Annotated in this window: 24 protein-coding genes and 1 pseudogene; 15 read left to right on the forward strand and 10 right to left on the reverse strand. The window is 62.1% G+C overall.

Features of this window, described 5'->3' with window-relative positions:
* Window positions 1-725: 725 nt before the first annotated feature.
* Window positions 726-1,022 carry a hypothetical protein gene (locus tag JHD82_RS21105; RefSeq protein ID WP_233174835.1) on the forward strand — a complete coding sequence of 99 codons (297 nt, stop codon included), beginning with the start codon at window positions 726-728 and terminating at the stop codon, window positions 1,020-1,022.
* Here JHD82_RS21105 and JHD82_RS21110 read toward each other — a convergent pair.
* Window positions 1,019-1,297 carry a hypothetical protein gene (locus JHD82_RS21110; RefSeq protein WP_157158291.1) on the reverse strand — a complete coding sequence of 93 codons (279 nt, stop codon included), beginning with the start codon at window positions 1,295-1,297 and terminating at the stop codon, window positions 1,019-1,021. The genes JHD82_RS21105 and JHD82_RS21110 overlap by 4 nt on opposite strands.
* A 106-nt stretch (window positions 1,298-1,403) precedes the next feature.
* Window positions 1,404-1,556, reverse strand: coding sequence for a hypothetical protein (locus tag JHD82_RS21115; RefSeq protein ID WP_013802687.1), 153 nt, complete (start codon window positions 1,554-1,556; stop codon window positions 1,404-1,406).
* 188 nt (window positions 1,557-1,744) lie between these two features.
* On the opposite strand from JHD82_RS21115, the gene JHD82_RS21120 reads away from it, so the two are divergent.
* Entirely contained in the window at window positions 1,745-2,023 is a 279-nt protein-coding gene (locus JHD82_RS21120; protein WP_199138583.1) for a hypothetical protein, read from the forward strand.
* Between the two features lie 679 nt (window positions 2,024-2,702).
* On the opposite strand, the gene JHD82_RS30495 is transcribed toward JHD82_RS21120, so the two are convergent.
* Window positions 2,703-3,395: an IPTL-CTERM sorting domain-containing protein gene (locus tag JHD82_RS30495; RefSeq protein ID WP_374191656.1), complete on the reverse strand. Its 693-nt coding sequence runs from the start codon at window positions 3,393-3,395 to the stop codon at window positions 2,703-2,705.
* Window positions 3,396-4,336: 941 nt separating this feature from the next.
* Between JHD82_RS30495 and JHD82_RS21130 the strand changes: the two genes are divergently transcribed.
* From JHD82_RS21130 to JHD82_RS21150, 5 genes and pseudogenes are all read left to right on the forward strand, one after another.
* Entirely contained in the window at window positions 4,337-4,552 is a 216-nt protein-coding gene (locus JHD82_RS21130; protein ID WP_080518198.1) for a hypothetical protein, read from the forward strand.
* A gap of 317 nt (window positions 4,553-4,869) precedes the next feature.
* A complete protein-coding gene (locus JHD82_RS29930) occupies window positions 4,870-5,013 on the forward strand; it encodes a hypothetical protein (protein WP_233174836.1) in 144 nt (47 codons plus the stop codon).
* Between the two features lie 162 nt (window positions 5,014-5,175).
* On the forward strand, window positions 5,176-5,511 hold the full coding sequence (locus tag JHD82_RS21140) for a hypothetical protein (RefSeq protein ID WP_199138585.1): 336 nt from the start codon (window positions 5,176-5,178) through the stop codon (window positions 5,509-5,511).
* Between the two features lie 72 nt (window positions 5,512-5,583).
* Window positions 5,584-6,018: pseudogene (locus tag JHD82_RS21145) on the forward strand (head maturation protease, ClpP-related); the annotation flags it as partial.
* Between the two features lie 237 nt (window positions 6,019-6,255).
* The gene (locus JHD82_RS21150) at window positions 6,256-6,534 is read left to right on the forward strand and encodes a hypothetical protein (protein ID WP_034392940.1); all 279 of its coding nucleotides are present in this window, start codon (window positions 6,256-6,258) and stop codon (window positions 6,532-6,534) included.
* An 80-nt stretch (window positions 6,535-6,614) separates the two neighbouring features.
* Here the strand turns inward: JHD82_RS21150 and JHD82_RS30390 are convergent, their stop codons facing one another.
* From JHD82_RS30390 to JHD82_RS21165, 3 genes are all read right to left on the reverse strand, one after another.
* A complete protein-coding gene (locus tag JHD82_RS30390) occupies window positions 6,615-7,712 on the reverse strand; it encodes an IPTL-CTERM sorting domain-containing protein (RefSeq protein ID WP_199138589.1) in 1,098 nt (365 codons plus the stop codon).
* A 378-nt stretch (window positions 7,713-8,090) separates the two neighbouring features.
* Complete coding sequence (locus JHD82_RS21160; RefSeq protein ID WP_043781839.1) at window positions 8,091-9,164, reverse strand: linear amide C-N hydrolase; 1,074 nt, start codon at window positions 9,162-9,164, stop codon at window positions 8,091-8,093.
* A 251-nt stretch (window positions 9,165-9,415) separates the two neighbouring features.
* Window positions 9,416-9,619: a hypothetical protein gene (locus JHD82_RS21165; RefSeq protein WP_012205304.1), complete on the reverse strand. Its 204-nt coding sequence runs from the start codon at window positions 9,617-9,619 to the stop codon at window positions 9,416-9,418.
* A gap of 271 nt (window positions 9,620-9,890) precedes the next feature.
* On the opposite strand from JHD82_RS21165, the gene JHD82_RS21170 reads away from it, so the two are divergent.
* Window positions 9,891-10,367, forward strand: coding sequence for a GNAT family N-acetyltransferase (locus JHD82_RS21170; RefSeq protein WP_199138591.1), 477 nt, complete (start codon window positions 9,891-9,893; stop codon window positions 10,365-10,367).
* 141 nt (window positions 10,368-10,508) lie between these two features.
* Window positions 10,509-11,810, forward strand: a complete 1,302-nt coding sequence (locus tag JHD82_RS21175) for a UDP-N-acetylglucosamine 1-carboxyvinyltransferase (RefSeq protein ID WP_013802678.1) — start codon at window positions 10,509-10,511, stop codon at window positions 11,808-11,810.
* A gap of 24 nt (window positions 11,811-11,834) precedes the next feature.
* On the opposite strand, the gene JHD82_RS21180 is transcribed toward JHD82_RS21175, so the two are convergent.
* Window positions 11,835-12,227, reverse strand: coding sequence for a hypothetical protein (locus tag JHD82_RS21180; protein WP_012205307.1), 393 nt, complete (start codon window positions 12,225-12,227; stop codon window positions 11,835-11,837).
* 182 nt (window positions 12,228-12,409) lie between these two features.
* On the opposite strand from JHD82_RS21180, the gene JHD82_RS21185 reads away from it, so the two are divergent.
* Both JHD82_RS21185 and JHD82_RS21190 read left to right on the forward strand, forming a co-directional pair.
* The gene (locus JHD82_RS21185) at window positions 12,410-12,814 is read left to right on the forward strand and encodes an Arc family DNA-binding protein (protein WP_043820919.1); all 405 of its coding nucleotides are present in this window, start codon (window positions 12,410-12,412) and stop codon (window positions 12,812-12,814) included.
* Between the two features lie 131 nt (window positions 12,815-12,945).
* Window positions 12,946-13,125, forward strand: a complete 180-nt coding sequence (locus tag JHD82_RS21190) for a CsbD family protein (protein WP_012205309.1) — start codon at window positions 12,946-12,948, stop codon at window positions 13,123-13,125.
* Between the two features lie 109 nt (window positions 13,126-13,234).
* On the opposite strand, the gene JHD82_RS21195 is transcribed toward JHD82_RS21190, so the two are convergent.
* Window positions 13,235-14,410, reverse strand: a complete 1,176-nt coding sequence (locus tag JHD82_RS21195; protein WP_232240334.1) for a diguanylate cyclase — start codon at window positions 14,408-14,410, stop codon at window positions 13,235-13,237.
* Window positions 14,411-14,756: 346 nt separating this feature from the next.
* On the opposite strand from JHD82_RS21195, the gene JHD82_RS21200 reads away from it, so the two are divergent.
* On the forward strand, window positions 14,757-16,319 hold the full coding sequence (locus tag JHD82_RS21200; RefSeq protein WP_013802674.1) for a methyl-accepting chemotaxis protein: 1,563 nt from the start codon (window positions 14,757-14,759) through the stop codon (window positions 16,317-16,319).
* A 485-nt stretch (window positions 16,320-16,804) separates the two neighbouring features.
* On the opposite strand, the gene JHD82_RS21205 is transcribed toward JHD82_RS21200, so the two are convergent.
* Entirely contained in the window at window positions 16,805-17,098 is a 294-nt protein-coding gene (locus JHD82_RS21205; RefSeq protein ID WP_012205312.1) for an H-NS family nucleoid-associated regulatory protein, read from the reverse strand.
* Window positions 17,099-17,898: 800 nt separating this feature from the next.
* Here JHD82_RS21205 and JHD82_RS21210 point away from each other — a divergent pair.
* Window positions 17,899-19,719 carry a methyl-accepting chemotaxis protein gene (locus tag JHD82_RS21210; protein WP_199138593.1) on the forward strand — a complete coding sequence of 607 codons (1,821 nt, stop codon included), beginning with the start codon at window positions 17,899-17,901 and terminating at the stop codon, window positions 19,717-19,719.
* A gap of 32 nt (window positions 19,720-19,751) precedes the next feature.
* Here the strand turns inward: JHD82_RS21210 and JHD82_RS21215 are convergent, their stop codons facing one another.
* Window positions 19,752-21,242: a diguanylate cyclase gene (locus JHD82_RS21215; RefSeq protein ID WP_199138598.1), complete on the reverse strand. Its 1,491-nt coding sequence runs from the start codon at window positions 21,240-21,242 to the stop codon at window positions 19,752-19,754.
* 662 nt (window positions 21,243-21,904) lie between these two features.
* On the opposite strand from JHD82_RS21215, the gene JHD82_RS21220 reads away from it, so the two are divergent.
* Both JHD82_RS21220 and JHD82_RS21225 read left to right on the forward strand, forming a co-directional pair.
* Window positions 21,905-22,384, forward strand: a complete 480-nt coding sequence (locus tag JHD82_RS21220) for an Lrp/AsnC family transcriptional regulator (RefSeq protein ID WP_012205315.1) — start codon at window positions 21,905-21,907, stop codon at window positions 22,382-22,384.
* A gap of 156 nt (window positions 22,385-22,540) precedes the next feature.
* Window positions 22,541-24,991 carry a penicillin acylase family protein gene (locus JHD82_RS21225; protein WP_199138599.1) on the forward strand — a complete coding sequence of 817 codons (2,451 nt, stop codon included), beginning with the start codon at window positions 22,541-22,543 and terminating at the stop codon, window positions 24,989-24,991.
* Window positions 24,992-25,089: the final 98 nt, after the last annotated feature.

A 25,089-nucleotide genomic window follows, 5' to 3' on the forward strand; every position in this document is an offset into this window, starting at 1 on the left:
CCCCCCCCCCCCCCCCCCCCCCCCCCCCCCCCCCCCCCCCCCCCCCCCCCCCCCCCCCCCCCCCCCCCCCCCCCCCCCCCCCCCCCCCCCCCCCCCCCCCCCTTTTCAAGCAGAAGACGGCATACGATATCAACGTCAGCGTCTCGTGGGCTCGGAGATGTGTATAAGAGACAGTAACAGGGACCGTCCGTAGTTGGACGGAGCGTGATCTCATAGTTCATTCTGCCTGGGGAAGCCCGGGTGTCCGCCAGGTATTTGACAAGATGACCATCATCTGACAATTTTGGCGAAGGCCGTGGGCTTGAATCGTTGTCGCCAATTAATAGCCATTGTCGTCGTGCCTACTGAAGCGGATGTCTGATGAATCAGAAAGGATCTGAGCCATGAACCAAACCTGTCCAAAGTGTGCAGAAATAGGGTGAAAAAGGCATGATTTAGAAAACACCAGAAGCGTGGATGATTAAAAATGTGTTTTCTTTTTTGTCTATTTCAGCGGAACGGATTTTTAATCTGTTGGAGGCGAGGTAAAATCTCGAAGGACCCAACAACAAAAACGCGGAAGCCGCGCTATCGTAAAATTAGCGCGGCTTTCGTTTTGTACCAAATTGGGGAATAGAGGTATGGGCTGCTGCCGGTTTCATCTTCCACCTTAACAAGGTGTCATCAAAACCGGCAGTAGCTCACAACGTCAACCACATGCTCAGCACTTTTTTGGCGTAGAAAACATGAAAAATTCCATCCAAGCTCCCTGTCCACTGTGCAGCCTGACCAGTACAGCCTACTTGGAAAACTATGCCAAGTGGATGCATTTTGTGTGTCCCTGTTGTCGTGAGTTCAAAGTGAACAAGCTGGTCATTAATATGTTGCGTGCTGAATCTGTTGATGTTCGTGAGCGGCTGTCACAGGAGGCTCGGGCGTTGACGGGGAGCAACTATCTTCATATCGCTGCAGCTGAGGGCAAGTCATTGCAACCCAAGGGGCTGACTCCTTGGCGCGCAGAGGTGCGGCAGCGGCCGGTTTAATGTTCAGCCGTCCGGTCCATGCCCAGGGCTTGTCCAGAGCGCGATACGGATGAACACTGGAGCCATGCTTCATCTACCCACTCAGCCCTGCAGGTCAGACCTCCTAGAAGATCCTTCACGTCGTTTCTAGCTTTCTCCGCGTATCCTTCGCCGATATAGCCCAGCTTTATTAATGTCTCCAGCATAGATAAGGCCCCTGCATTCCATGCTTCCGAAACGGTTAGGGTTGTGCGTATCTCATCTGGTAGGGCTTTTGCCCAGTCATCGAATTTCATATACGTGCCTTGTCTCCGGTGTTCATGCGGTGACTTTCAATGCGGCTTGCCTGCTCGCTGAAGAAAAAAGGGCCTGTTGGCCCTTTAGATTTTTTATCCAGCAGATTTATTGCTGAGCCTGTTCTTGCTCAGACCGCTTTTTTTGCTGCTCGGGCGCGTGCGATCCCTCTTTCAGAGGTCGGCTTTGCTCCTGCTGCGAGGGTTGCGGCTTGTTGCCTTGTTGCTGGTTGTTGCCAGGGGTATTTTGGAAAACGGACATGAAGAGCTCCTTGGTTATCAAAAGCCAAGATCGGCTCCTGAGGTCTAACGATGTTCCTTTTTCTAATTTTCTGCTGTAGTCAAATAGGCCAATGATTATTTAATGTGTAAGCAGCGTGCCGAAAGGCTTTTATTTTGTAGGGTAAAAATGGACCTGAATAGGTTTCTGGTTTCACATAATATGTAGAAATGACGCTCGATCAGATCGCAATTGCCCTGGTGGGGTCCCTGGCAGCTTGGTTCTCCCAAGCCCGGGGAAAGAGCTCGCGCAAATGGGCGCCGGTGTTCGGAATGCTGGGACAGCCGTTCTGGTTTCATGCCAGCTGGCAGGCCGAGCAGTGGGGCATCTTCGCCGTGTCGATCATCTATGCTGGCGCGTGGGCCCGGGGGCTGTGGGTCTACTGGATCTCGCCGCGGCGTGAGCATGGCACGGAGCCCATTCAACTGGTCCCCGGCCGCAAGCCATGATGTATGACCTGCTGGGTTAGACCAAAGTGGAGATTTCTGACACCGGCGACGCGCTGATAGTGGAGGGTTCAGGCAGGTGATGTGCTATGACCAAAACCTGACCAAAGTAGGCTGAAATAGGGTGAAAAAGGCATGATTTCGAAAACACCAGATGAGTGGCTATCGTTGCAAGTGGTTGATACGAAAGGTATTTTCTCTTATGCCTATTTCGATAGATCGGACTTTTAATCCGTTGGTCGCGAGTTCGAATCTCGCAGGACCCACCAACAAACACGCGGAAGCCGCGCTATCGTAAAGGTAGCGCGGCTTTTGTTTTATTCCTACTTTGGGAATAGAGGTCAGCCCAGGGACTGCCGTTTGGAGACCTTCGAGCGGTCGTAGACGCGGGTCGTGGTGGCCGAGCTGGCGTGAAGCTCGGGCAGGGCGCCCATGTGGACCGCGCACGCTCGGGCGCCATCGCCGCGCTCAAGCGCATGAAGGGGCTGAAGGTGGTTGCAGCGGGGAAAGGGTGATGTATATGCGTACCTACAACGCAGGCGCAATTAAACCGCCTTCCTCCCATCGGCAACGTCCCCAGGCGGTGAGCCTGGCAAGACATGGAAGCGATGGGGGAACGCGCCCAAAGAAAAAGCCCGCTAGGTTCGCCAGCGGGCTTTGTCATTTGGGTCAGGTGCAGAAATTAAGCGTTGCGATTGCGCCTTGAGATTGCCAAACCGGCCCCGCCTAACAGAGCTGATAGAACGAGCAAGCCGAGGGCAGACGTTGACGGCACCGGTGTTGCTGCGGTCGCTGGAGGTGTGACGGCTGCCCAAGTCCATGCCGCGCCGCTCGCATTCGAGGCACCGATATCCCCAGGGCCCAAAACGCACGAGTCAGCTGCTCCCGCAGGGGTCGTTCCAACCCCTGTGCAGTTGAGAGTATTCGTTGCGAAGACACTGTTTCCAATCTGAATAAGGGCCACCTTGTCGCCAACTGCATGTGGCGACGTTCCCGTCTGCCAGAGTTCGAGTAAGAGGGCGGAACTTGTAATAGAGCCGGTAGCAGATGTTGAGACGATTGCTTGGAAGATCCTCACGTTGGGGTCGGTGCTCGCAAACGTGTTGATCCCATCGTTGAAGCTGAATGATGTGATTTGCGCTGCGATGTTTGCGTTCGAAAGGTTGGCTGCAAGTGGCGCCGAAGTAGTGAACGAGCCAGAGGGGGTCATGGCCAGGGTGTAGTTCTGGCACGGACCACCGCTACACACGGTGAAGTCCGTTTTTGCAGTGTAGGGTCCAGTGGTTGCCGCGCTGTAGGTAGCTGCGTGAACGGCCCCGATGGCTGCGAGGCACATAGCAGCTGCCGCTGCGGACTTCTTGAGTGCTGACTTCATGGCGCCCTAGGAATGTTAAGAATTGTTGCGGACGCCGGATTCTGATAGCTGGAATCTTCGACTATCGATGAATTTTATTAATAGTCATTTATGTGCAACTGGGTGTTTGTGCTATTGAGTTTTCGTTTGTTATGTGCTAATTGATTGCTCGTGCAAAAGCACTCGAAATGTAGATTCCAAGGGCGTCGGTGAGCAAGAGATGGAAACACAGTCAAAAGAAATAGCCCGATAGGTTCGCCAGCGGACTTTTTATCTGTGCCAAGTGGTCGGGCCGCTCGCCAGCCTTAGAAAACTTTGCCTCCTGACATCATCTTCAGGCGCAGGGTTATCCATCTTGAAGGTGGACATGCACTGACTGCAGGTTACTTCCTTCTTTTGGAGAAGGTCGATCAGCGATAGTCTGATGATGCGATTGCAAATCGGGCATGGGAATCCCGGGACTTCCGACATACCTTTTTCCATGCTCCGGCCTCCTGACGATGGTGGTTGATGAGCATCCATCGTAAGCTAAAAGGGCGTTTTCCTCCCTCGAACCTTAGGCGGCCCACAGTCGAACTCATCAAACTAGATTCAAGCGCCGATTGCTCACGTAGTCGGGGCTTTTTCGTTTGCGCCCGAACCAACCGGGACGCGCGCTGTGGGAAGGGTGCGCACGAGATCTCCTCCGTGGGCTGCTACGATGCTCGTTGCGAGGCGAACGGCATATCCCCCAGCGGCATTGCGCCGTAAGTCCGATGGAAGAATGGATTTGGCGGAGTGCCCGAGCTCGAAGGGTGACGACTAGATGCAAAAGGATCGGCGTGGCGCCTAGAGCCAATTCGAAGGTCTTCCTGGGTTCGAATCCCAGCCCCGTACTGTTTGGATACTGGTGTTTTGCCGAGTCGATTGGTGAGCAGGATTCCTAGAATCCTCCGGTGCCAACGTCGGCATTTGGAGGGTGTATGAGTTCTCTGGTTCGTTTTATTCTCGATGGCTCGGCGTCTAACGTAGAGGGTGATCAACTGCTTTTGGAGTTGAGGATCAGTCACATTCCTGCGAAGGGTGACCTGATTGCTTTGCCGGTGAAGCATGAGTCATTCAACCGAAATTACCTGGTGAGAATGGTGAGGTTTGTTGTTATCGGCGAAGAGTTTGAAATCACTGTCGAACCAGCCTAAGAAAGAGTTTGCCAAGCAAAGGCCGCCCAAGATGGCGGCCTTTGCTTTTCCGCCGCCACCAGGCGCACCCGGCAAAGCATGCATTGCGCATGGGGTGCAAGGCCTGCGTGGCGGCAACTTCCATCCCCTCAAGGAGGCCCACATGCCCCAGACGGAAGAAGCCAAAGGCCTCGTCTACCGCCATATCGAAGATGACGTGGAGCGAATCATCCCGACGCAGGCCAAGGCTCAGGCGCACGACTCGGCCCAGAAGGTAGAGATCCATCCGCGATGGCGTCAGACGCCTGATCTTCGTGAATGGCCATCCCATTGGCTAGGTGCTGAAGCTCGAACCCCCGCGCGGCGTTGTGCAACTGGCCGGCGTCGTGGATCTCAGCTTCGTGGCTGCTGAGACCGTGGAACGCAAGGTGAGCCGCGATGAGTTCAACGCCCTCAAGTCCGAGGGCGTGGCGATCCACTGAGTGGCCATGGCTCAGCGACCACGCATCAGCCACTGCCGCTGCGGATTCAGACGGCCGACTCCCGCAAGCTTCAAACAGGTCCACGCCCGGCATAGTGCGGCCATCAAATGGCACTCTGTGGGCCCTGCCAATATGATGTGTTCTTTTGAGGAGGCTCGAAGGATGAAGATTGTTGCGGCTCTGGTAGTAGCGCTGGGAGCTTCCAGCGCATTTTCTGCAGATGATCCAAATACCGCGGTGGCTGCTGGCATCGTTCGCATGTCTGCCTCCATGAACGAGATGGCACTGGCATGCAAGCACATGCCCAGCCAGAAGGTAGATGAGGCGAAAGCAAAGCAGAAGTCGGCGACGCTATCTGATCTGAAGGTCTCCGAGACTGACTACGAGAAGCTCTACAGCGCTGCAGCCAGTGACTTCAAGAAGAAGTGGTCTTCGATGTCTGCGCAGCAACAGCAGCAGTCCTGCGATCAGATGAAGAAGATGCCCACGAAGCCCTAGTGGCCAAGGCCTTTATCGCTGTTCACCGCCACCTTCGGGTGGCGTTTCCATTTGGGGCCTTCCATGTCCAAGTTGCAAACTTTGAAGAGCGCGCTCCCCGTGTTGGACAACCTCAACTCACCGGGTGGCGACTTCTTCGAGGGCATGGCCATCTACAACCTGCTGCGCGAGCACAAGGCAAAGGTGATCATCCGCGTGCTGGGCGTGGCCGCCTCGGTGGCTTCGGTGATTGCCATGGCCGGCGACGAGATCCTGATGGGCGATGGATCGTTTCTGATGATCCACAACGCCTGGGCCGTGGCCGTCGGAAACCGCCACGACATGACGGACACAGCCGCCGTGCTGGCGACGTTCGATGCCGCGATGGCTGCGCTGTATGCCCACCGCTCGGGGATTGCCGAGGCCGAGGCCGAGGCCGCGATGCTGATGGATCGCGAAACCTGGATCGGTGCGCAACAGGCTGTCGATGACAGCTTCGCCACAGGCCTGCTGCCCAGCTCGGAGATCACCCGTCGAGCGGCCTCGCAGAGATGACGGTGCCGTCCCAAGCCTGCCACGTTCGGCAGGATGAGCAAGGAACAGAAGCAAGCCCCCCAGTGGGAGCGCATTGAGCTGGACTACAGGGCTGGCCCCCCCCCACAACGCGCCCGTAGGACTCTCGCCACCGGAATCTTGCTCAGAGACCGACAGCCTGCAGCCCGCTGGCGGGGCACCATGCAAGCTCTGAAGAAACAGGAGCAATGAATGGCGATTTCAGAAAAGATCCAGGACCTGCGCAAGTGGGATGACTCTCGCAAGGGATTCACGGGAGAGCACTGGCTGGTGCTCGGTGCTGGCCTATTGGCTCTGCGCCACGCCCGGCGGACGGAAAGTGGCATGGGCCGTGTTGTGAGTGGTGCGCTGGGCACGGCACTGATAGCGCGGGCGGTAACGGGCCGCGATGGGGTGCTGGGAACGGCAGAGCGCTTGGCTGCAAAGCCCACGCTGGCCGAGCGCCTGCAGATCGCCGCACGCCGCCTGTAGACACGCAGACGAAGAAAAGGCCCGCAGTTGCGGGCCTTGTTTTTTGGGTCAGGGCTGCATCAACGCTGGCGGCGCATGCCTCAGTGCTGGCGCCGCGTCCTGGCTACGCCGACCAAGGCCAGCAGGCCCGACAGCAGCAGCAAGCTCCATTCGCCAAGCGTAGGGATGGCCTGGGCTGACGCGATTGGGGGCGCGAAGGTGATCAGAACGGACCCGTCCGCACCATTCGAATCTCCGACGCCACCCATACCCGCTCCGCTGGTGGCTGCTGCGAATGTGATTCCGGCGCCGTAGCTGCTGCCTCCACCGCCAGCGCCGCCTATGTCGCCAGCGTTGCCTGCGTTCCCGCCGCCGCCGCCGCCACCCCCGTAGCCGCCGCCGCCGCCACCGGCGTTGTAGCCCCCGGCTCCCCCGCCGCCTGCTCCGCCACCGCCCAAACCGGGACCCATGCTGCCGGCGCTGGCGCCACTGGCTCCTGGTCCTGCAGGACCCACGCCGCTGCCGCTGCCGCCTCCGTCATTGCCTGTGGCCGTGCTGCCGTCCCTGCTGCCGGTGCTGCCCCCAGCGCCTCCCGTGCCGTCGGTGCCGACGCCACCGGCCCCGCCCGTACCAGCCACCGTGCCGCCCGCGCCACCAGGGTGTGCCGCGTTGCCCATCGTTCCATTGCTGCCGTTGCCACCTCCGACGCCCACTCCCGCATTGCCACCGGAAACTCCAGCGGTGTCGTTGCGGCCGGCGCCGCCTCCGCCGCCCGCCACGGCTAGAACGGTGAGGGCGGATGTGTCGATGATGCTGCTGCTTCCACCGCCCCCTGCGCCCACAGGCCCTCCTGTGGCACCTCCGCCTCCGACGCTGATCAGCAGGTTGTTGGTAGGAGTCACCGCCAAGCTGCCTGTGCCAACGGCAGCGTTTCCTCCTGTGACCATGGATGAGCTGAAAACGCCCCCGCCGCCACCGCCGATGAGGGTGACGGTCATGGTAGTGATGCCTGCAGGTACGGTGCAAACCTGGGGTCCGCCAGCGGCGGTGTACACCGTTCCACTGACGCAGGGCGCTGCCCAGGCCGCAGGGGCCAGGCACGCAGCGCAAGCTGCCAGAACACGCGCATTCAATATGCCCTTGCGCACTTCAGGCCAAGGCCTAATCCATCTTTGTTGATTCGGTGTCGTTGCTCGCATTTTTCCTCATCCCTTGGTGAATATATTTTGCGAGCGCGATGCTATGTGATGGCCTGAATATTGTCTATTGAGGAATTACTTGATTTCGGGTTGTAGGAGTCGTTTTGATGTTGTTTATATATTGATATAAATCAATCAATAGAAAATTCAAATTTATTGATTTTGGGATTATTGAATTTTATCTTTTGGATTTATTTTCCCGGATGAATGCCAATAAACCATCATGGCATTGATTGGTGGCGATTAGCTCTGCTATTTTTGGTTTTCAATGGAAAAGGCCTCGAGTTAATGCGAGGCCTTTTCCTATGCAAAGCACAACGCAAAGTCAACATTGAGGCAGCAGTGCGCGAGCCCATGGCCTGCGCCTGAAGTTGACTCTCACAATCCAAGAAACTCAAAAGGTGCCGATTCCTGAAAATTCCGCGTGGCATCGCCCGAGAATGTGTGGTCCTGATCCGGTCCCAGGTCGAGCTTGAGCACCTTGCCTGTTTGCTTGCTGAAGTCCAGTGCCTTGAGGTCCACCCAGAAGGTGTTCGGTGTCAGCGCCGACTCGAAGAAATAGAGCTTGCGCTGGTGGTCGAACACGGTTCTCCAGCGGGTAGACGAAATGTTGGGCTCTTCGGGAGTGTTCAGGCCATATGGCACCGAGGCGTTGCGGATCACGCTGAAAACGCTGGCAAGCGCCTTGTTGGGGTCCGGGCTTTTGGGGATGGCGTTGACGTAGAACGATGCGCGGGCAAAGCGGTCGGCGGCCCGGTTGGTGCCGGGCAGCATGGTGGTTCCGCCCACTTGCTTCCAATAGGCGTTCAGGGCCAGTTGCTGATCGAAGGTCGGCGAGTTGGTCATGACCTGGTATTCACGGCCGTGGTGTATCACCTGCCGGCCGTTGATGTATTCGACGATCGCGCTGTCGCCGCTGGCGTCGGACATCGAGAGGTGCAGCGTTGTCAGGCGGTTCTCTCCGGGCACGTTGTCCGAGACGATGGTGAAGGGCTCTTTCTCCAAAGCCGCGACGGCTTCCTTCACGGTGGCGAAGTTGTCCAGCACATATTGCGCCCAGGCCGCAATGGTCAGGCCGGGTTTGCTGCCTGCGCCGAAAGCGGGATATTGGGATTCCACGAGCCATAGCAGGTTGGCATTCAGGCCGGCCTCATTGACTCCATCGGTGGTGGACACGTCATAGCCTGAGGTGACAACGCTGCCGTACCTGGAAGTCCAGCGCAGGGAATTGGGGCCGGCCTTGCCGCTGCGCTCCATGCCGCGCGGCAGTACCCAGAGATTGCTGACGATGTCGCTTTTCCAATCCATGGAGCGTGCCGTCACGACCTGGCCATTCGCACCCAAATAGACAAGGCGGGTACAGGCCCAGGCGCTGGAAAGGGCAGCAATCCCGGCAAATCCCACCAGCAATGCGCCCACGACGGGACGAATCTGCAATGTGCTTTTCTTCACGGGCAATTCCTTTGTAAGCAAATGGACTGGCGCAGTGTAGGCGGCAGGCATTGGCATCCAGAGTCGGATAAAGCCGCATTGAAGACGGCCAAGTAGATGGCCGATGGTTTTATGGGCGTGGTGAAGGCAGCGGCACGCCCGCTGGCAGCACGGTCAGATGGCGTGGCTGAGCATGGGGCTGGCCAGCATTGCCACGGCAAAGGAAATGGCGCAGATCGCGGACCACAGAAAGACGAGGAAGAGGTGTCGCATCAGAAGGTTCTCGGCAGTTCGGTGGCGAATGCGGCCCGCAATGCGCGCAAGCCCCGCGCGTACAGGCGCCCCAGGGGCGAGCGTGGCTCCATGCGCAGCAGCAAAGGCTGGTTGCCGCGCACGGGAAAGGCTTCCAGCAGGCTGCGGTGGTAGCGGGCATCCGGGTCCGGGTTGAAGCTTTCTGTCGGAACGACTCGACTCATCTTGTATCTCCGTCACATGATTTGGAGAGGTTTCTGGGTACGTGCTCTCCTATGGGCTCTATTTCAATTGGTTGCGCGGTGTTTCTGTGCGGGCCAAGGCTGAGGTCGCATGTAGGCCGCGCCTGTACGCCGTGTATGTGTTTTGCGGACGCGCTGTGCGCTGCGTCCTCAGGCCTCGCAGGGGTGCAAGGAGTGGCCTGCAAGCCTCTTTGCGGCGGCTTGCCATGCCTAGAATTCCTGGTCCCCATTTCATTTATTTGCCAGGAGTTCCATGCCGTCCCTTGTTCCTCCGCTTCAGATCCGGCCTGTCACACAGGCGGATCACCACCAATGGCTTCCTCTCTGGCAGGGCTACAACGCCTTTTATGGGCGCGCTGGCGAGACGGCGCTGCCCGAAGGCATCACACAGGCCACCTGGGAGCGTTTCCTCAATCCGCTGGAGCCGGTGTTTGCGCTCGTGGCGGAGAGCGAGGGTGAGCTGGTCGGCCTGGCGCACTACCTGTTTCATCGCAGCACCACGCGGCTGGAGCCGGTGTGCTATCTGCAGGATCTGTTTGCCGATGCGCGGCGGCGCAAGCAGGGCATTGGCAAGTCACTCATCCGTGCGGTCTATGCGCAGGCTGCGCAGGCGGGAGCGCGCCGCGTGTATTGGCAGACGCAGTCCTCCAACGAGGCGGGCCGCGCGCTGTATGACCAGGTGGCCGAGCACCGGGGCTTCATCGTCTACGGGCACGAAGTGCAGGGCTGAGGCTGACGCTTTGTTGTCGGGTAGGCGGCCTGGATACGAAACCTGTTGAAACAGCGGGCGTGCGCTGCCGCTGCAAGGCCTGCGGGCAGCCCGGCAACCCTAGAATCACGCGTTGTCCTATCGCTGCTAGCGCTGCACCCCATGTCCAATCTCATCGTCCACGGCGGCACGCCTTTGCGCGGCCGCGTCGTTCCCTCCGCCAACAAGAATGCAGTGCTGCCGATTCTGTGCGCCACGCTGCTGACCGATCAGCCGCTGCGGCTGCATGGCGTGCCGGACATCACGGATGTGCGCAAGATCCTCGACATCTTTCGCACGCTGGGCAGCGAGGTGCAGCTGGACGAGGCCACGCGCACGCTGCAGCTGCACCACCGCGACACGCGCTTCGACGCGTCCTCGCACCGCCTGCCCGAGGAAATGCGCTCTTCCATCATGCTGGTGCCGCCGCTGCTGGCGCGCTTTGGCGTGGCGCGGCTGGAGGACAACGTCAAGGGCTGCACGCTGGGTGTGCGCGAGATCGATCCGCACGTGGACATCTTTCGCTCCTTTGGCGGAGAGGTGGAACGCGCCAGCGGCTCCCTGCTGATCCACAGTGCCGCGCCGCTCAAGGCCGTGCGCCACTGGCTGGACTACGCCTCCGTCACGGCCACGGAGAACTTCGTGCTGTGCGCCGTGGCTGCGCAGGGCGAGTCCATGCTGACCAATGCGGCCTGCGAGCCGCATGTGCAGGAGTTCTGCCGCTTCATGGTGATGATGGGTGCCGATATTGACGGCATCGGCACCTCTCGGCTGACGGTGCGGGGCGGTGCGCCGCTGGGCGGCGGCGATTTCACCTTCGAGGAAGACTTCCACGAGATCACCACCTTTCTCGCGCTGGGCGCGATCACGGGCGGCGATGTGGAGGTGCGCAACAGCACGCCGGACAACTTTCCGCTGATCGACCGCACCTTCGCCAAGTTTGGCGTGCAGGTGGAGCACAAGAACGGCTGGTCGCGCGCGCTGCGCTCGGGGCCGCTGAAGGTGCAGACGCCTTTCACCAGCAATGTGCTCACCAAGGTGGAAGCCGCTCCCTGGCCGTACTTTCCGGTGGATCTGCTGCCCATCTTCATTGCGCTGGGTGTGCATGCGCAGGGCAATGCGCTGTTCTGGAACAAGATCTACGACGGCGCGCTGGGCTGGACGGGCGAGCTGTCCAAGTTCGGTGCCCATGTGTTTTCTTCGGACCCGCATCGCGTGGTCACCTTTGGCGGCAATCCGCTGACGCCGGCCGTGGTGGAGAGCCCCTACATCATCCGCGTGGCGATTGCGCTGTTCATGGTCGCCAGCAGCATCGAGGGTCGCTCGGAGATCCGCAACGCCACGCCGATTCGCCGTGCGCATCCGCACTTCGTCGAGAACCTGCGCAGCCTGGGCGCGCGGGTGGAGTGGACCAACGAGGAGTGAGGTCAGGCGGCGATGCGCAGGCCGCTATGCCTGCGGCGCCGCATCCGAGAATCTCTTGGCCGCCCTGAGCAGGTAGCTCACGGCATAGAGGATGGGGTCGTCCATCTCGTCGTCGTTCACGCGGTCAATGATTTCCAGCAGGCCTTGAAGGTCGGCCGACATCTGCGGCAGCACGCTGCTGGCCAGCGCCTCGACCGGCTGCTCTGCCGCGGCACGGTCTGCCTTGAGGTGGTAGCTGCGCAGCAGGTCGTGGACACCGACCACCATGGCGCGGTTGGATCTTTCCACATGCATTTCCAGCACGCTCAGCGCCGCGCTGATGTGGCATAGCGCATCGGTCGCCAGGCTCTCCGGATCGGGCGCTCTGGCGAGGGCCTGCGCAAGGCGCGCGCAGGCGTGCATGTCTGTGTCCGGCATGGTTCTGTTATTGCGCAATAGGTCTGGGGTTCAGTGCTCGTACGCACGAGCATCGGCACGGGCATAGGCATGGGTGCTGGCTTGCCCAGGCCTCGGTCGGGCCGATTCAAATGTTATGCCAACTTGGAATCATGTCAACTAGGCATGAATCTGAATTTGCATCAGGCAGGTACCATCGCCCAATGCAACGAAAACCCTTTCCCAGCGAAACCCAGGAGCGCTTCATCGTCCGTTTCCCGGATGGAATGCGCGATCGCATCTCGGAAGTGGCAAAGGCAGGCCACCGTTCCATGAATGCCGAAATCGTTGCCCGCATACGGCGCAGCTTCGAATTGGATGAAGCCGGCGACACGGCCCAGGCCGGCCCGGACCTGGATGTGGCGGAGTTGAAAAAGGAAATCGCGCGCCTGTGCCGCTTGCTGCAAGAACACAAGGACGCCGCTGCAGGCCTGTTCGAGGCGCACAAGGAGGCCGTGGTGACCGAAGCCCTCAAGCGCCTGCGCTCAGAAGCGGGTGAGGCCGCGTCTTTGCCCAAGGCCACGGGGGATGGCGCGCAGGCCGCCCGTCGCACCAGCAAGAAGACCTGAGGCTGTAGGCCTCAGACCACGCGTATCGTTGCAGCGCGCTGGCGCGCGCCCCGGTTTGCCACGCGTATCGTTGCGTTGGGTGTTAAACAACCTATCCCTTTTTGAAGGCTCTTGCAGCAAAGGACGCAACTATGAACACGGATCAGATCAAGGGCACGCTCAAGGATGCCGCAGGCAAGGTTCAGCAAAAGGCTGGCGAGTTGATCGACAGCCCCGAGCAACAGGCCAAGGGCATTGCCAAGCAGGTCGAAGGCACGGCCCAGAAGAAGCTGGGTGATGTGAAGGAAGTCTTGAAGGACGCAAAAAAATAAGGCATTCACCCTGCCTTTGCGAACAAGCCCGCCACATCCTGGCGGGCTTTTTCTTTTCCACGGATTTTGATGAATGGGCGTGCGAAGAAGGCGCTGCGCGCTTCCTGTTTCAGACGGCCTGCGGCACCCTGCGGCCAGGGTCCGTGGCCACATGCACGCGGTCGCGGCCCGCCTGCTTGGCGGCATACAGCAGGCCGTCGGCGCGCGTCAGCGCATCGGTCAAGGCGGTGTTGGCGGCCACGGGTGCGATGCCGAAGCTGATGGTCACCCTCTGGCCGGCCGCCAGCACATAGCCGTCCGCGCTGAGCTGGGCGCGTATGCGCTGGGCCACGCGCTCGGCCTCCTGGGGCGTGGTGCGCATCAGCAGCAGCACGAATTCCTCGCCGCCAAAGCGTGACACCAGATCGTCGTTGCGCACGTGTTGCTGCAGGGTCTGGGCCACGGCCTGCAATACACGGTCCCCGCAGTCATGTCCCCAGCTGTCATTGATGCGCTTGAAGTGGTCTATGTCGCCTATCAGCACGGAGATCGGGGCCATGTGCGGATCGGCCAGGCGCAGTTCGGCAGCCTCCTGGAAGGCGCGGCGGTTGAGCAGGTTGGTCAGCGAGTCGTGGTTGCGCTCCTCGCGCAGCGCGGTGAAGACATCGCGCACCGTGCATGCCAGCAGCATGAGGGTGAACAGCAGCGCAAACGACAGCGTGCTGACCAGGGTGACCAGCCAGTAGGTGGAGCGTGCAATCTCGTTGAGATCGGTGCTGCCAAGGGCCAGCACCAGCAGCGGCCGGGCAGCGGTGTAGCCGGCAAACACCACGTAGGACCAGTAGAGCATTCTCTCCAGCCAATCCTGAGGCGGCCGGCGCCGCAGCATGGCGGGCGCCGGCAGCATCTGCAGCAGGCCCAGGCCGGTGTTGAGCCAGTGCACGCGCACCCACAGATCGACCTGGACCCTGCTGTAGTAGTACAGCGCAGCCAGGACGACGGCGCCTATGAGCAGCCCTAGCAAGGGATGGGCCGAGACGCCATAGCGCCCCGCCATGCAGCGCGCGAAGCACCAGGTGCCGAACAGATACATGGCGCCCGTGAACACGGCCCAGTGGTGCAGTTCTTCCCGGGGTGCAAGGCTTTGCCAGGCCAGCGCCAGAGAAACCAGGGCGTATCCGCCCGCAATCCACAGCAGGTAACGCTGGCGCCGCTGCACCAGCCAGCACACGGCCAGCGTGCAACTGAGCAGCAGAATGCTCAGCGGCGCAATCAATACATAGAGGCGATCGGTATCGAGTGACACATCCACAGCGTGTTATGCACTGGCAGGTGCGGGTGGCGACAGCTTCGCGATTGCGGCATTGAATGGTGCTGCATTCCGAAGCGCCGGTCCATTTTGCATCCGTTGCCACGGCGCTTGCGACCGCATGGGCGCATGTTCCGCGTTGTGCACGGCTGGCGATATCGGGCCTGCCCGTGCGGGGGCCTCAAGTCCCGGGCATTTGTGACGAAAGAGCAGGTCATCTTTTCCGGATTGGTGGCCTATGCCGATATGGCAAGGCGTTGCGCCGGGATACGGTCGCCGCTGATGTGCGCGGCCTGTTGTTTCACCTTTCCTGTATTCGGTTTTTCCGACGAGAGTGCTACGAATGAAATTTGATCAATGGAGCGTGTCCGCCAAGCTTTGGGGCACGCTGGGCGGCTTGCTGGCGATGATGCTTGCGGTCTCGCTTTGGGCACAGTTTGCGGCGGCTCGCGCCATGGACCACGGCATGCAGACGCTGTCCGAGTACGAAAGTCGCATCAGCCTGGCCATTCAATGGAAGGGCGCAACGGAGACCACGGGCGAGCGGGTTCTGGCCAGCAATGCCTCCACCGATGAGGAACTGACCCGCCTGCTCGACGGCCGGGTCAAGGAAGGCTCGGCACTGATCACCAAGCTGCAGGCCGAGATCGTCAAGGGCGCCAGCGAGGCCGACAAGGCGGCGCTGGAGCGCATTGCCGCCATCCGCACCGAGGTGCTGGCACTGAACAAGCGGGCGCGCGAGATCAAGTTGACCGGCGATGCAGCGGCATTCCGCGAGTTCGTCCAGCAGCAGTACCTGGGCGCCATTGGCCGCTACGTGGACTCGCTGGAAGTCTTCGTGCAGCTGCAGCGCAGCCAGCGCGATGCAGCCCGCGAGCAGGCCCAGGCCGCCCGGCAGCAGGCCAGCGTGCTGGCCTGGATCGTCCAGGGCGTGGTCCTTCTGGCGGGCCTGGCGCTGGCGTTGGTGCTGACGCGGGCCATCACCCGTCCGCTGGAACGTGCCGTGCAGTTGACGGACGCCATCGCCCAGGGCGACCTCACGGTGTCGGCCGATGACAGTCGCAAGGACGAGTTCGGCCACCTGCTGCGCTCGGTCTCGGGCATGGCGGCGCGGCTGCGCGGGCTGGTGACGGAGGTGCGTGACAGCGTGCATTCCATCTCCACCGCATCCACCGAGATTGCCGCGGGCAACCACAACCTGTCTTCGCGCACTGAGCAGACGGCGTCCAATCTGGAGGAAACGGCCGCCAGCATGGAGCAACTGACCGCCACCGTGGGCCAGGCTGCCGACACCGCGCGCCAGGCCAATCATCTGGCCGGCAGCGCCGCCCAGGCCGCCGAGCGCGGCGGCGCCGTGGTGGGCCATGTGGTGGCCAGCATGGATCGCATCGGCGACAGCGCGCGCCGCATCTCCGACATCATCGGTGTCATCGACTCCATTGCCTTCCAGACCAACATCCTGGCGCTCAACGCTGCCGTGGAAGCGGCCCGCGCAGGCGAGCAGGGCCGCGGCTTTGCCGTGGTGGCCGGTGAAGTGCGGGCCCTGGCCCATCGCAGCGCCGAGGCCGCCAAGGAGATCAAGGTGCTGATCAGCACCTCGGTCGATGCCGCGCAGGAAGGCTCGGCCCAGGTGGCCCAGGCCGGCCAGGTGATGGACGATATCGTGGGCAGCGTGCGCAAGGTCTCGGACATGATCGGCGAGATCACGGCATCTTCCACCGAGCAGCGCGACGGCATTGGCCAGGTCAACCAGGCAGTCAGCCAGCTGGACCAGATGACGCAGCAAAATGCGGCTCTCGTGGAGGAGTCCGCAGCGGCGGCCGCCGCCCTCAGCGACCAGGCGCAGCGCCTGTCGGGCATGGTGGCCGTGTTCAAGGTGGGCCATGCCGTGCCAGCCTTGCGTTGACCAGCACCCAGGCGCAATAACACACGCAGAAAAAAGGACCGCCCGAGGGCGGTCCTTGAAGAGAAAAGCCGGTGCCCTTGCGGGCCTGCCAGGGTAAGTCAGTGAGAGGGGAGGGAGGAGATAGTCTCCCTGGCCCGGCTGGAAAATGGTTCGTGGTGGCTGCGGATCGATCCAGTGGCCACCTGGACTTCGCCGCTGCGTGGTTGCATCCACATGGCTTGCGCTTGCTGCAAAGGCGTGGCAAACATGATTTGGAGAGCAGGGCTGTAGGACAGTTCCCTGTGTGATACCTGCTGTTTCCCTTGTTGTGGTTGCTTGGGTACCGAAACATGCCGGCACCCATCGGTTCACGCATCTGCACTACATTGAAGAATTTGTAACTTCTGAGCAATAGGGTTAACCCGCTGCTTCTGGCACCAAAAAGCCCGCACTTGGCGGGCTCTGTCGCAGCTTGGTGGCTGCCAGGGGGCGGGCTGCGCCGAACCTCATATGGCGAAGGGAGTGCGGTCCTTGCCTTCGATCCAGCGGGGCTGCTTGCCACGGCCGGTCCAGGTCGCGCCCGTGGCCGGGTCGCGGTACTTGGGGACGCCGACCACGCGGAAACCGCCACCAGCCTTGGCTTTGGATGAAGGGAAGACGTCGGCCTCGGTCAATCCGTATTGGTCGATGATGGTGCGCACTTGGGCAATGGCTCCGGACTTCTCGGTCTTGAGCACTTCGGCGATCTGGGCTTCGAGATGGGCTTTCTGCTGCAGCAGTGTCTTGTAGTCGGTAGTCATGTATATCAATGGATGTTGATCTGCCAATATAAAGGAATCTTAGGAGACTTTTGGCAAAGTGAGCCTACACTGCCGCGCAACACCCGGACGGCGACAGGCGTATTGCCTGGAACCTGTCTGAGAACGGATTCCCATCTTGCCCGAGTCTAGGCGAGTCGGACGCTGATTTTTGTAGCGTATGGAAACCGGGCCATCGCGTCTGCCACAGCGGCGCAGGTGCTGGGGAACAGGGCTGTGTAGCAGGCGCCGGCCACTTTGATGATGCATCGCTTCATGTTTCTCTTCCCTTGAATGACAGATCTGCCTTCTTATCGGCATTTTTGTATCAAGGTGAAACACTTTCTTGCCCGGCTCCCTGCCGGCCCCCGATGGGAAGCCACTCTCGATCAATGGCAGTCCATGCAAGGGAAGAAAAGGCCGCGTGGTGCACCCCAAAAATATGAGGGAGGGAAAAACACAGGGTGCGCGGCGCAAACGGCAGGGTCCTGGAATCAAGGCTCTGGCGTTTGCGACAGAAAAATCCCGCAGCCAGGGCGGCAAGTGTCTGTGTTACAAATTGACACTATAGCACGCATCCTTCAAGCTTGTGACTGGTTCTTGCAAAAGGCTGACGACTGCAGCTTGGGCGGCGCTGCCAGCAATGCAGTGCCTGCAAGAAGGGGCTAGCCAGCGGGCTTCTTCGCACGCAAGAAGCAGGCAATTACAAGGGCAAGTACGCACTCTTCGAGCTCTGGCGGCCGATGCGTCTCGGATAGGCTCGGTGGGCATTCACAGCCCTCGTTTTGCCTTCACTACGCATCATGTTTCAAACACTTCGTGCCCGCCTGATCCTCATCTGCGTAGCAATCACCGTGGCCGCGCTGTTCGCGCTGTCCATGGCCACCTTCTGGACGGCGCGCAGCAGCACGCTGTCCGATATCGACGAAAACATCGGCCAGCTCACGCGGGCCCATGCATCCACACTGACCGACTGGGTTCAGGACAAGCAGCGCATCACCGGCTCATTGAAGAAGGCGGTGGACCAGCCGGACCCCGTTCCCTTCCTGCTGGCCGGCCAGCAGGCTGGCGGCTTCGATGACGCCTATTTCGTCCATGCCGACAAACGCGCCGTGTTCACCCATCCCATGCCGGAGAACTACGACGGAACCCAGCGCGACTGGTTCAAGCAGGCCGTGCGCGAAGGCCGGCCAGGCGTGACGCCGGCCTATGTCGATGCCAGCACCGGCGAGCTGACCATCAGCTTTGTCGATCCGGTCGGCAGCTCGGGCGCCATCACGGCTGTTGTCGGCACTGATGTGCGGTTGGCCGCCATGTCCAGGAAAGTGGCCGCCATCCGTCCCCAGGAAAAAAGCTTTGCCTTTCTGATTGATGGCGAAGGCCGCCTGCTGGCCTACGCCAAGCCCGAGCTGGCGCTCAAGCCCGCTTCCGCGATTGCCCCTGAACTCGATGCCGCGCTGATCAAGCGCCTGGCCGAGCAGGGCGGCCGCGCCGATCTGGTGCTCGATGGCGAGCCGCAGATGCTCTACGCAGCCAAGGTCGAGGGCACGCCCTGGACGCTGGCCGTGGTGATCGACCGCGCACAGGCTACGGATTCGGTGCGGGCGCTGCTGCAGGTGGCCGCCCTCATCACCGTGCTGTCCGTGCTGGGCGCGGCGGTGCTGCTGACCGTGGCGCTGCGCCGCATGCTCAACCGCCTGGCCGTGGCACGCGATGCGCTGCAGGACATCGCCTCGGGCGAAGGCGATCTGACCCGCCGCCTCACCTCTGCCGGCCGCGATGAGCTGGCGCAGATCGGCCAGTCCTTCAACCAGTTCGTGGACAAGATCGCCACGGTGCTGCTGCGCATTCGCGAGTCGTCGGAATCGGTGCGCATGGCGTCGGCAGAGATTGCGGGTGGCAACCAGGACCTGTCGTCACGCACCGAGCAGCAGGCCAGCTCGCTGGAGCAGACGGCAGCCGCCATGGAGCAGATCACGGCAACCGTGCAGCAGAACGCGGCCAATGCCCGCCAGGCCAGCGAGCTGGCCACCAGCGCCTCGCAGATCGCCACCCAGGGCGGAGAGGCCGTCGGCCAGGTGGTGCAGACCATGGGCGGCATCGAGGCCTCGGCCCGCAAGATCGAAAGCATCATCGGCGTGATCGACTCCATTGCCTTCCAGACCAACATCCTCGCGCTGAACGCGGCGGTGGAAGCGGCGCGCGCCGGCGAGCAGGGTCGGGGCTTTGCCGTGGTCGCCAGCGAGGTGCGCACGCTGGCGCAACGCAGCGCCACGGCGGCCAGGGAGATCAAGGCGCTGATCGATGATTCCGTGGGCCAGATCGACACGGGCAGCCGCCTGGTGCGCAATGCGGGCACCACCATCGACCAGGCCGTGGACGGCGTGCGCAAGCTCAGCACGCTGGTGGCCGAGATCAGCAACGCCAGCCAGGAGCAAAGCCGTGGCATTGCCGAGGTGGGCAGCGCCATCGGCCAGATGGACCAGGTCACGCAGCAGAACGCTGCCCTGGTGGAAGAGGTCACGGCCGCAGCGCAGTCGCTGCAGCAGCAGGCGGTGCAGCTGGCGCAGGCCGTGGCGGGCTTCAAGCTCGACGAAGGAAACGGCACCCGCCGCCTGCGCTGAGCGCTGGCAAAACGCCGAGGCGGTGCCTGGTGTCAGGCCGCTTTGGCGCCCCCGGAATGCTCGCAGGCAAAGGCCGGTGAGTCGGCATCGCCCGGCCGCTCGCCGGCCACGAAGTAGCGGTCGCGGCCGCTGGCCTTGGCCTGGTACAGCGCCGTATCGGCCATGCGCAGCAAGGCACTCAAACCCAGCGGTGGGTAGGCCATGTTCGTGCAGCCTATGCCAATGCTCAGCGTGGGGCAGATGGCTGCGCCATCGTTCATGTCGATGCGAATTTCGCGCGTGGCCTCGCACAGCCGCTGGGCCACGGCTCTGGCCGTGACGCAGTCGGCACCGGGCAGCAGCACCGCAAACTCCTCGCCGCCCAGGCGGCCTATGAGTTCATGCGGCCGCAGCGCCTGCGACAGGCGGGCCGAGACTTCCTGCAGCACCCGGTCGCCGGCGGCATGGCCATGGCGGTCGTTGATGTGCTTGAAGTGGTCCAGGTCGAGCATCAGCATGGCGCCTGACTGGCGCTCGCGCTGCAGGCGCTCCAGCGTGCGCTGTGCGCGCTCCAGAAAGCTGGTGCGTGCCAGCAGTCCGGTCAGCGCATCGTGGTTCACTGCATGGCGCAGCTTGCTGAGCATGTCCTTGAAAGCCATGAGCGTGCAGGCTACGGCCAGCGGGCCGATCGACAGCATGGCCAGACCCAGGCGGAAGGAGAACGTCGTCTCCAGCTCGGTGCCGGGCGAGCTGAACAACACATGGGAAAACGTGGCCAGCTTGATGGCGCAGCTGACCAGGTTGAGCAGGGCGACCACGAACAGCCGATAGCGCATGGCGCACAGCAGCATGGCCGGCATGGTGAGCGACAGCGCGCCTGGTCCGCCCAGGTAGATGGCAATGGATTCGGAAATCGCCAGGGCAAGCAGCGGCAGCAAGGCTTGCGCCGTTTGTTTGAATGGCTGGCTGCGCCAGGACAGCGGCTCCAGCTTTGCCGGAAGGCTCAGCAGCACAGGCAGCAACAGGGTCATGTGCATCAACTCGCTGCTGAACCACATGGCCATCATGGGCTGCCAGGGCCAATGCATGAGATGGTGCATGCCCGCCGAGCCCAGCACGGCTCCGACCACGCTCACCAGCAGGCTGCACATCACCAGATGCAGCACCGAGGAAGGGGAGCGCATCTGCTGCACCCGCTGCGGCAGGCGCCGCATCATCACCCAGCCGCAGGCCACGGCGGCAAGGTCGGCAAAGGTCAGCCACAGGGTCTGGTCCAGCGGACTACCGGAAAGCCATTCGGCCAGCGCCATGGCAACGGCGGCAGCCGTCCAGCCGTGTCTATGGCTGTAGGCAGGGCTGCGAAGCATCCAGCCCAGCAGCAGGGCGTTGGACAGCCACAGGGACGACAGATGCTCCGGAGAGCGCAGGCCCAGCGCCACGGCCGAGCACAGGAACAGCACCCCGCCCAGCACAAAGCTGTCCCGCCAGGGTGTTGCAGCTTGTGGAAGGCTCCAAGGATCTCCGGATGCGGCGCGATGTGACATATGTCTCCCCTGTGGAGACCGAATGGAGGCACCGGACTGTGCGCGCGTTCGTCGGGCATGGCGGCCATGCCCTTGTCATGGTGGCGAACGAGCGGCCCGGCGGGCAGCGGGAACAGGAAATCCTCCTCGGGGCAAATCAAACAAGACGCGCGGGGTAACTTGAGTACACAAAATTTACGCCTGCGGAGCCAATCTAGCGGAAATGCATGTATTTGCAAGTACTGATCCATCTTGCATACAGCAGGCGATGAAAGCGGTTCGCAGGCGCCGGTATGCCCGATCAGCACTGCCTAAAGTGGCAGCGGTGCGCCTGGAGCAGTTTTTGTGTAGGAAACATGGGACGCATGCTAATGATTCATGCGATTCCGTAGTCAGGTCCCTGCGTGGTCCCTGCTTTCTGCTGCACCAAGAATTTGTAATTAGTTACTTTTGTTTCTGATGAATATCCCAAGAGCTGGTGGTGCCAGCTGGGGCGGCTGCTGGTCGGCGAAGGCTGGAGAGGCGCTCCTGCCGCCGCGGTACCAGGAAAAGTACGACTCCTGTCGATAAATCGACGATGCGCAACGCATAAAATCGCCGGATTGGGGGGGATCTCTGCCGAAATGTGGAACCACATCCGGGCAGCCTCCATGGGTGCTTGCCGTTGAAATCCAGGGAACCGCATGGAATACCGTCTTGATGAAACCGACCGCCAGCTGCTGCGTCTGCTGCAGACCAATGCACGGGCTTCCACCGCACATCTGGCTCGGCAGATGAATCTGGCGCGCACCACGGTGGTGGCGCGCATTGCCAGGCTGGAGCAAGAGGGCGTGATCGCCGGCTACGGCGTGCGCCTGGGCGCACGCGTGGAGCAGTCTGCCGTGCGGGCGTATTGCGGCATCCGCGTGCAGCCCAAGACGGCCACGTTGGTCATGCAGGCGCTCAACCGCTTCACCGAGGTCGAGGAGGTCTCTGCCGTCAGCGGCCAGTACGACTACATGGTGTTCGTGCGCTGCGAGAGCAATGAAAAGCTCGATGCGCTGCTGGACCGCATCGGCCTGATCGACGGCATTCAGCAGACCTATACCTCGGTGGTGCTCAGCCGCAAGATCGACCGGCGCACGACGGCGGCCCTGAGCCAGCCGGGCGAATCCGCTGCCTGACGGGCGCGCTGCAGCCCTTGCAACCACTGTCGGGTCTCTGACATCTGCTAGTGAAACTGCCGGGTAGGCAGTCCCTTGCGGCCCTCCTATGCTGTTGTGGGCCCCCGTACCAACAGGGGCCTTTCTTTGTGTACGCATAACACCAGGAGACAAAGCATGTACCCAGCGGTTCGCAGTGGATGGAAACCCCTGTCATTGATTTGCCTGGCCGCCTTGGCGGCCTGCGGCGGTTCGGGCGACGGCTCCAGCAGCAAGTACAGCGCGGAGATCCGCCGCACGGAAATGGGCATTCCGCACATCAAGGCCAAGGACTGGACGGGCCTGGGCTATGGCGCCGGCTATGCCCAGGCGCAGGACAACCTGTGCACCATGGCCGACTCCTTCCTGACGTACCGCGGGGAGCGCTCGCGCTACCTGGGCGGCGATGCCCAGGCCGTCTACGACAGCACCATCGACCGGCCGCGCAATCTCGACTCGGACTTCTTCTTCCGCCATGTCGTCTCCGATGACGCCGTGGCCGCCATGATCCAGGCCCAGCCGGACAAGCTCAAGCAACTGGTCGATGGCTTCGTGGCCGGCTACAACCGCGTGGTGCGCGAGACCCCGGCCGGGGCCAAGACCAATGCGGCCTGCGCGGGCCAGCCTTGGGTGCAGGCCATTACCGCGCAGGACATCTGGCGGCGCATGTACACGGCCAATCTGGCCGGCGGCTACAGCAACTTCGTGGCCCAGATCGCCAATGCCGTGCCGCCTGCAGCGGCTGCGGCAGCAACGGCCTCGGCCAGGCCGGCGAAGGCCCGGCCGGCCGCGACGCAGCTGGCCGCGCTCAAGCCGGGGCAGGTGGTGGCGCCATCGTTCCAGGTGGGCGGCACCACGGGCATCGGCAGCAACATGTACGGCTTTGGCCAGCAGGCCACGGGCGGCGGCAGCAGCGTGCTGTTCGGCAATCCGCACTGGTACTGGAAGGGGCCGGACCGCTTCTATCAATCGCAGCTCACGATTCCCGGCGAGATCGATGTCAGTGGCGCCAGCTTTCTGGGCATCCCGATGGTGCTGATCGGCTTCAACAACGATGTGGCCTGGAGCCACACCGTGTCCACGGCGCGGCGCTTCGGCCTGTTCATGTACCAGCTGGCGCCCAATGACCCGACCCGCTATGTGCGCGACGGCAAGACCGAGGCCATGCAGGCCAGCAAGATCACCGTGAGCGTGCGCAATGCCTCCGGCGGGCAGGACCAGGTCACGCGCACGCTGTACAAGACCGTGCACGGCCCGGTGGTCAACCTGGGCGCCATGGACCCGGCGCTGGGCTGGACCACGCAGAGCGTGTTCGCCATCCGCGACATCAACGCCTACAACTACCGCACCTTCCGCAACTGGCTGCGCTGGAACCAGGCCAGGTCGCTGGACGAGTTCATCCGCATCCAGAAGGAGGAGTCGGCCATTCCCTGGGTCAACACCGTGGCCGCAGGGCGCGGCAATGCCCAGGTCTGGTATGCCGACATAGGCGCCGTGCCCAACGTGCCGCCCGCGCAGCTGCAGGCCTGTGCCACGCCGGCCTCGGCCGCCATCAACGCGGCGCTGCCCCAGGTGCCGGTGCTGGCCGGTGGCAGCAGCCAGTGCGACTGGAGTTCGGATGCAGATTCGGTGCAGGCGGGCGCCATCGGCCCCGCACGTATGCCCAATTTGCTGCGCAGCGACTACGTGGGCAACATGAACGACAGCTACTGGCTGTCCAATGCCTCGGCGCCGCTGACCGGCTATCCGGCCATCTTCGGCTCCACCTCTTCTGCCCAGAGCCTGCGCACGCGCCTGGGCCACACCATGGCGCTGCAGCGGCTGGCGGGCACGGACGGCTATCCGGGCAAGCTGGCCACCAGCGACATCGTGCGCCAGATGGTGCTGGACAGCCGTGTCTACAGCGCGCGCTTCAAGGACGAGGCATTGGCCCAGGTCTGTCCAGGCCCCGTGTCCTCGGCGGGTGAAACGGTGGACGTATCGGCTGCCTGCACGGCGCTGCAGGCCTGGGACGGCACGGGCACGGCGGCATCCAGGGGCTCCCATGTCTGGGATGAGTTCTGGAAGCGCGTGGCCAGCCAGATCAAATCGGCCGACCTGTATGCCGTTCCCTTCGATGCGGCCGACCCCGTCAACACGCCGCGTGGCATCAAGCCCACGGCCAAGGCGGCGCTGCAAAAGGCGTTCGCCGAAGCAGTGAAGGCCGTGCAGGCCAGCGGCTTTGCCATGGATGCGGCGCGCGGCACCGTGCTGTTCTCGCAGCGCGGCGGCGACAAGATCGCGCTGTATGGCGGCTGCGGCGAGGTGGGCTACTTCACCATCACCTGCTCGGAAAACAAGATAGAGCAGGGCGGCTACAGCATGGACGGGCAGCCGCATGGCAACAGCTACATGCAGGTGGTGAGCTTCCCGTCGGCCGGTGTGGAGGCCCACACCTTCCTGACCTTCTCGCTGTCGGACGACCCGGCCTCGGCCCACTACGTGGACTACACCAAGGCCTACGGCGCCCGCCAATGGCTCAAGCTGCCGTTCACCGACAGCGCCATCCAGGCCAGCCCGGCCTACAAGACGCAGACCGTGAGCGAGTGAAGCAACCTGTGACCCGGTGACGGGCCGCCGGTTCGCTGGCGGCTCGCCGGGAGTGCAAAAAGCGACGGGGGCCGAGGCCCCCGTCGCTTTTGGAATGC

The sequence above is a fragment of the Delftia sp. ASV31 genome (genome assembly GCF_016428765.1).
Lineage (GTDB): Bacteria > Pseudomonadota > Gammaproteobacteria > Burkholderiales > Burkholderiaceae_C > Comamonas > Comamonas acidovorans.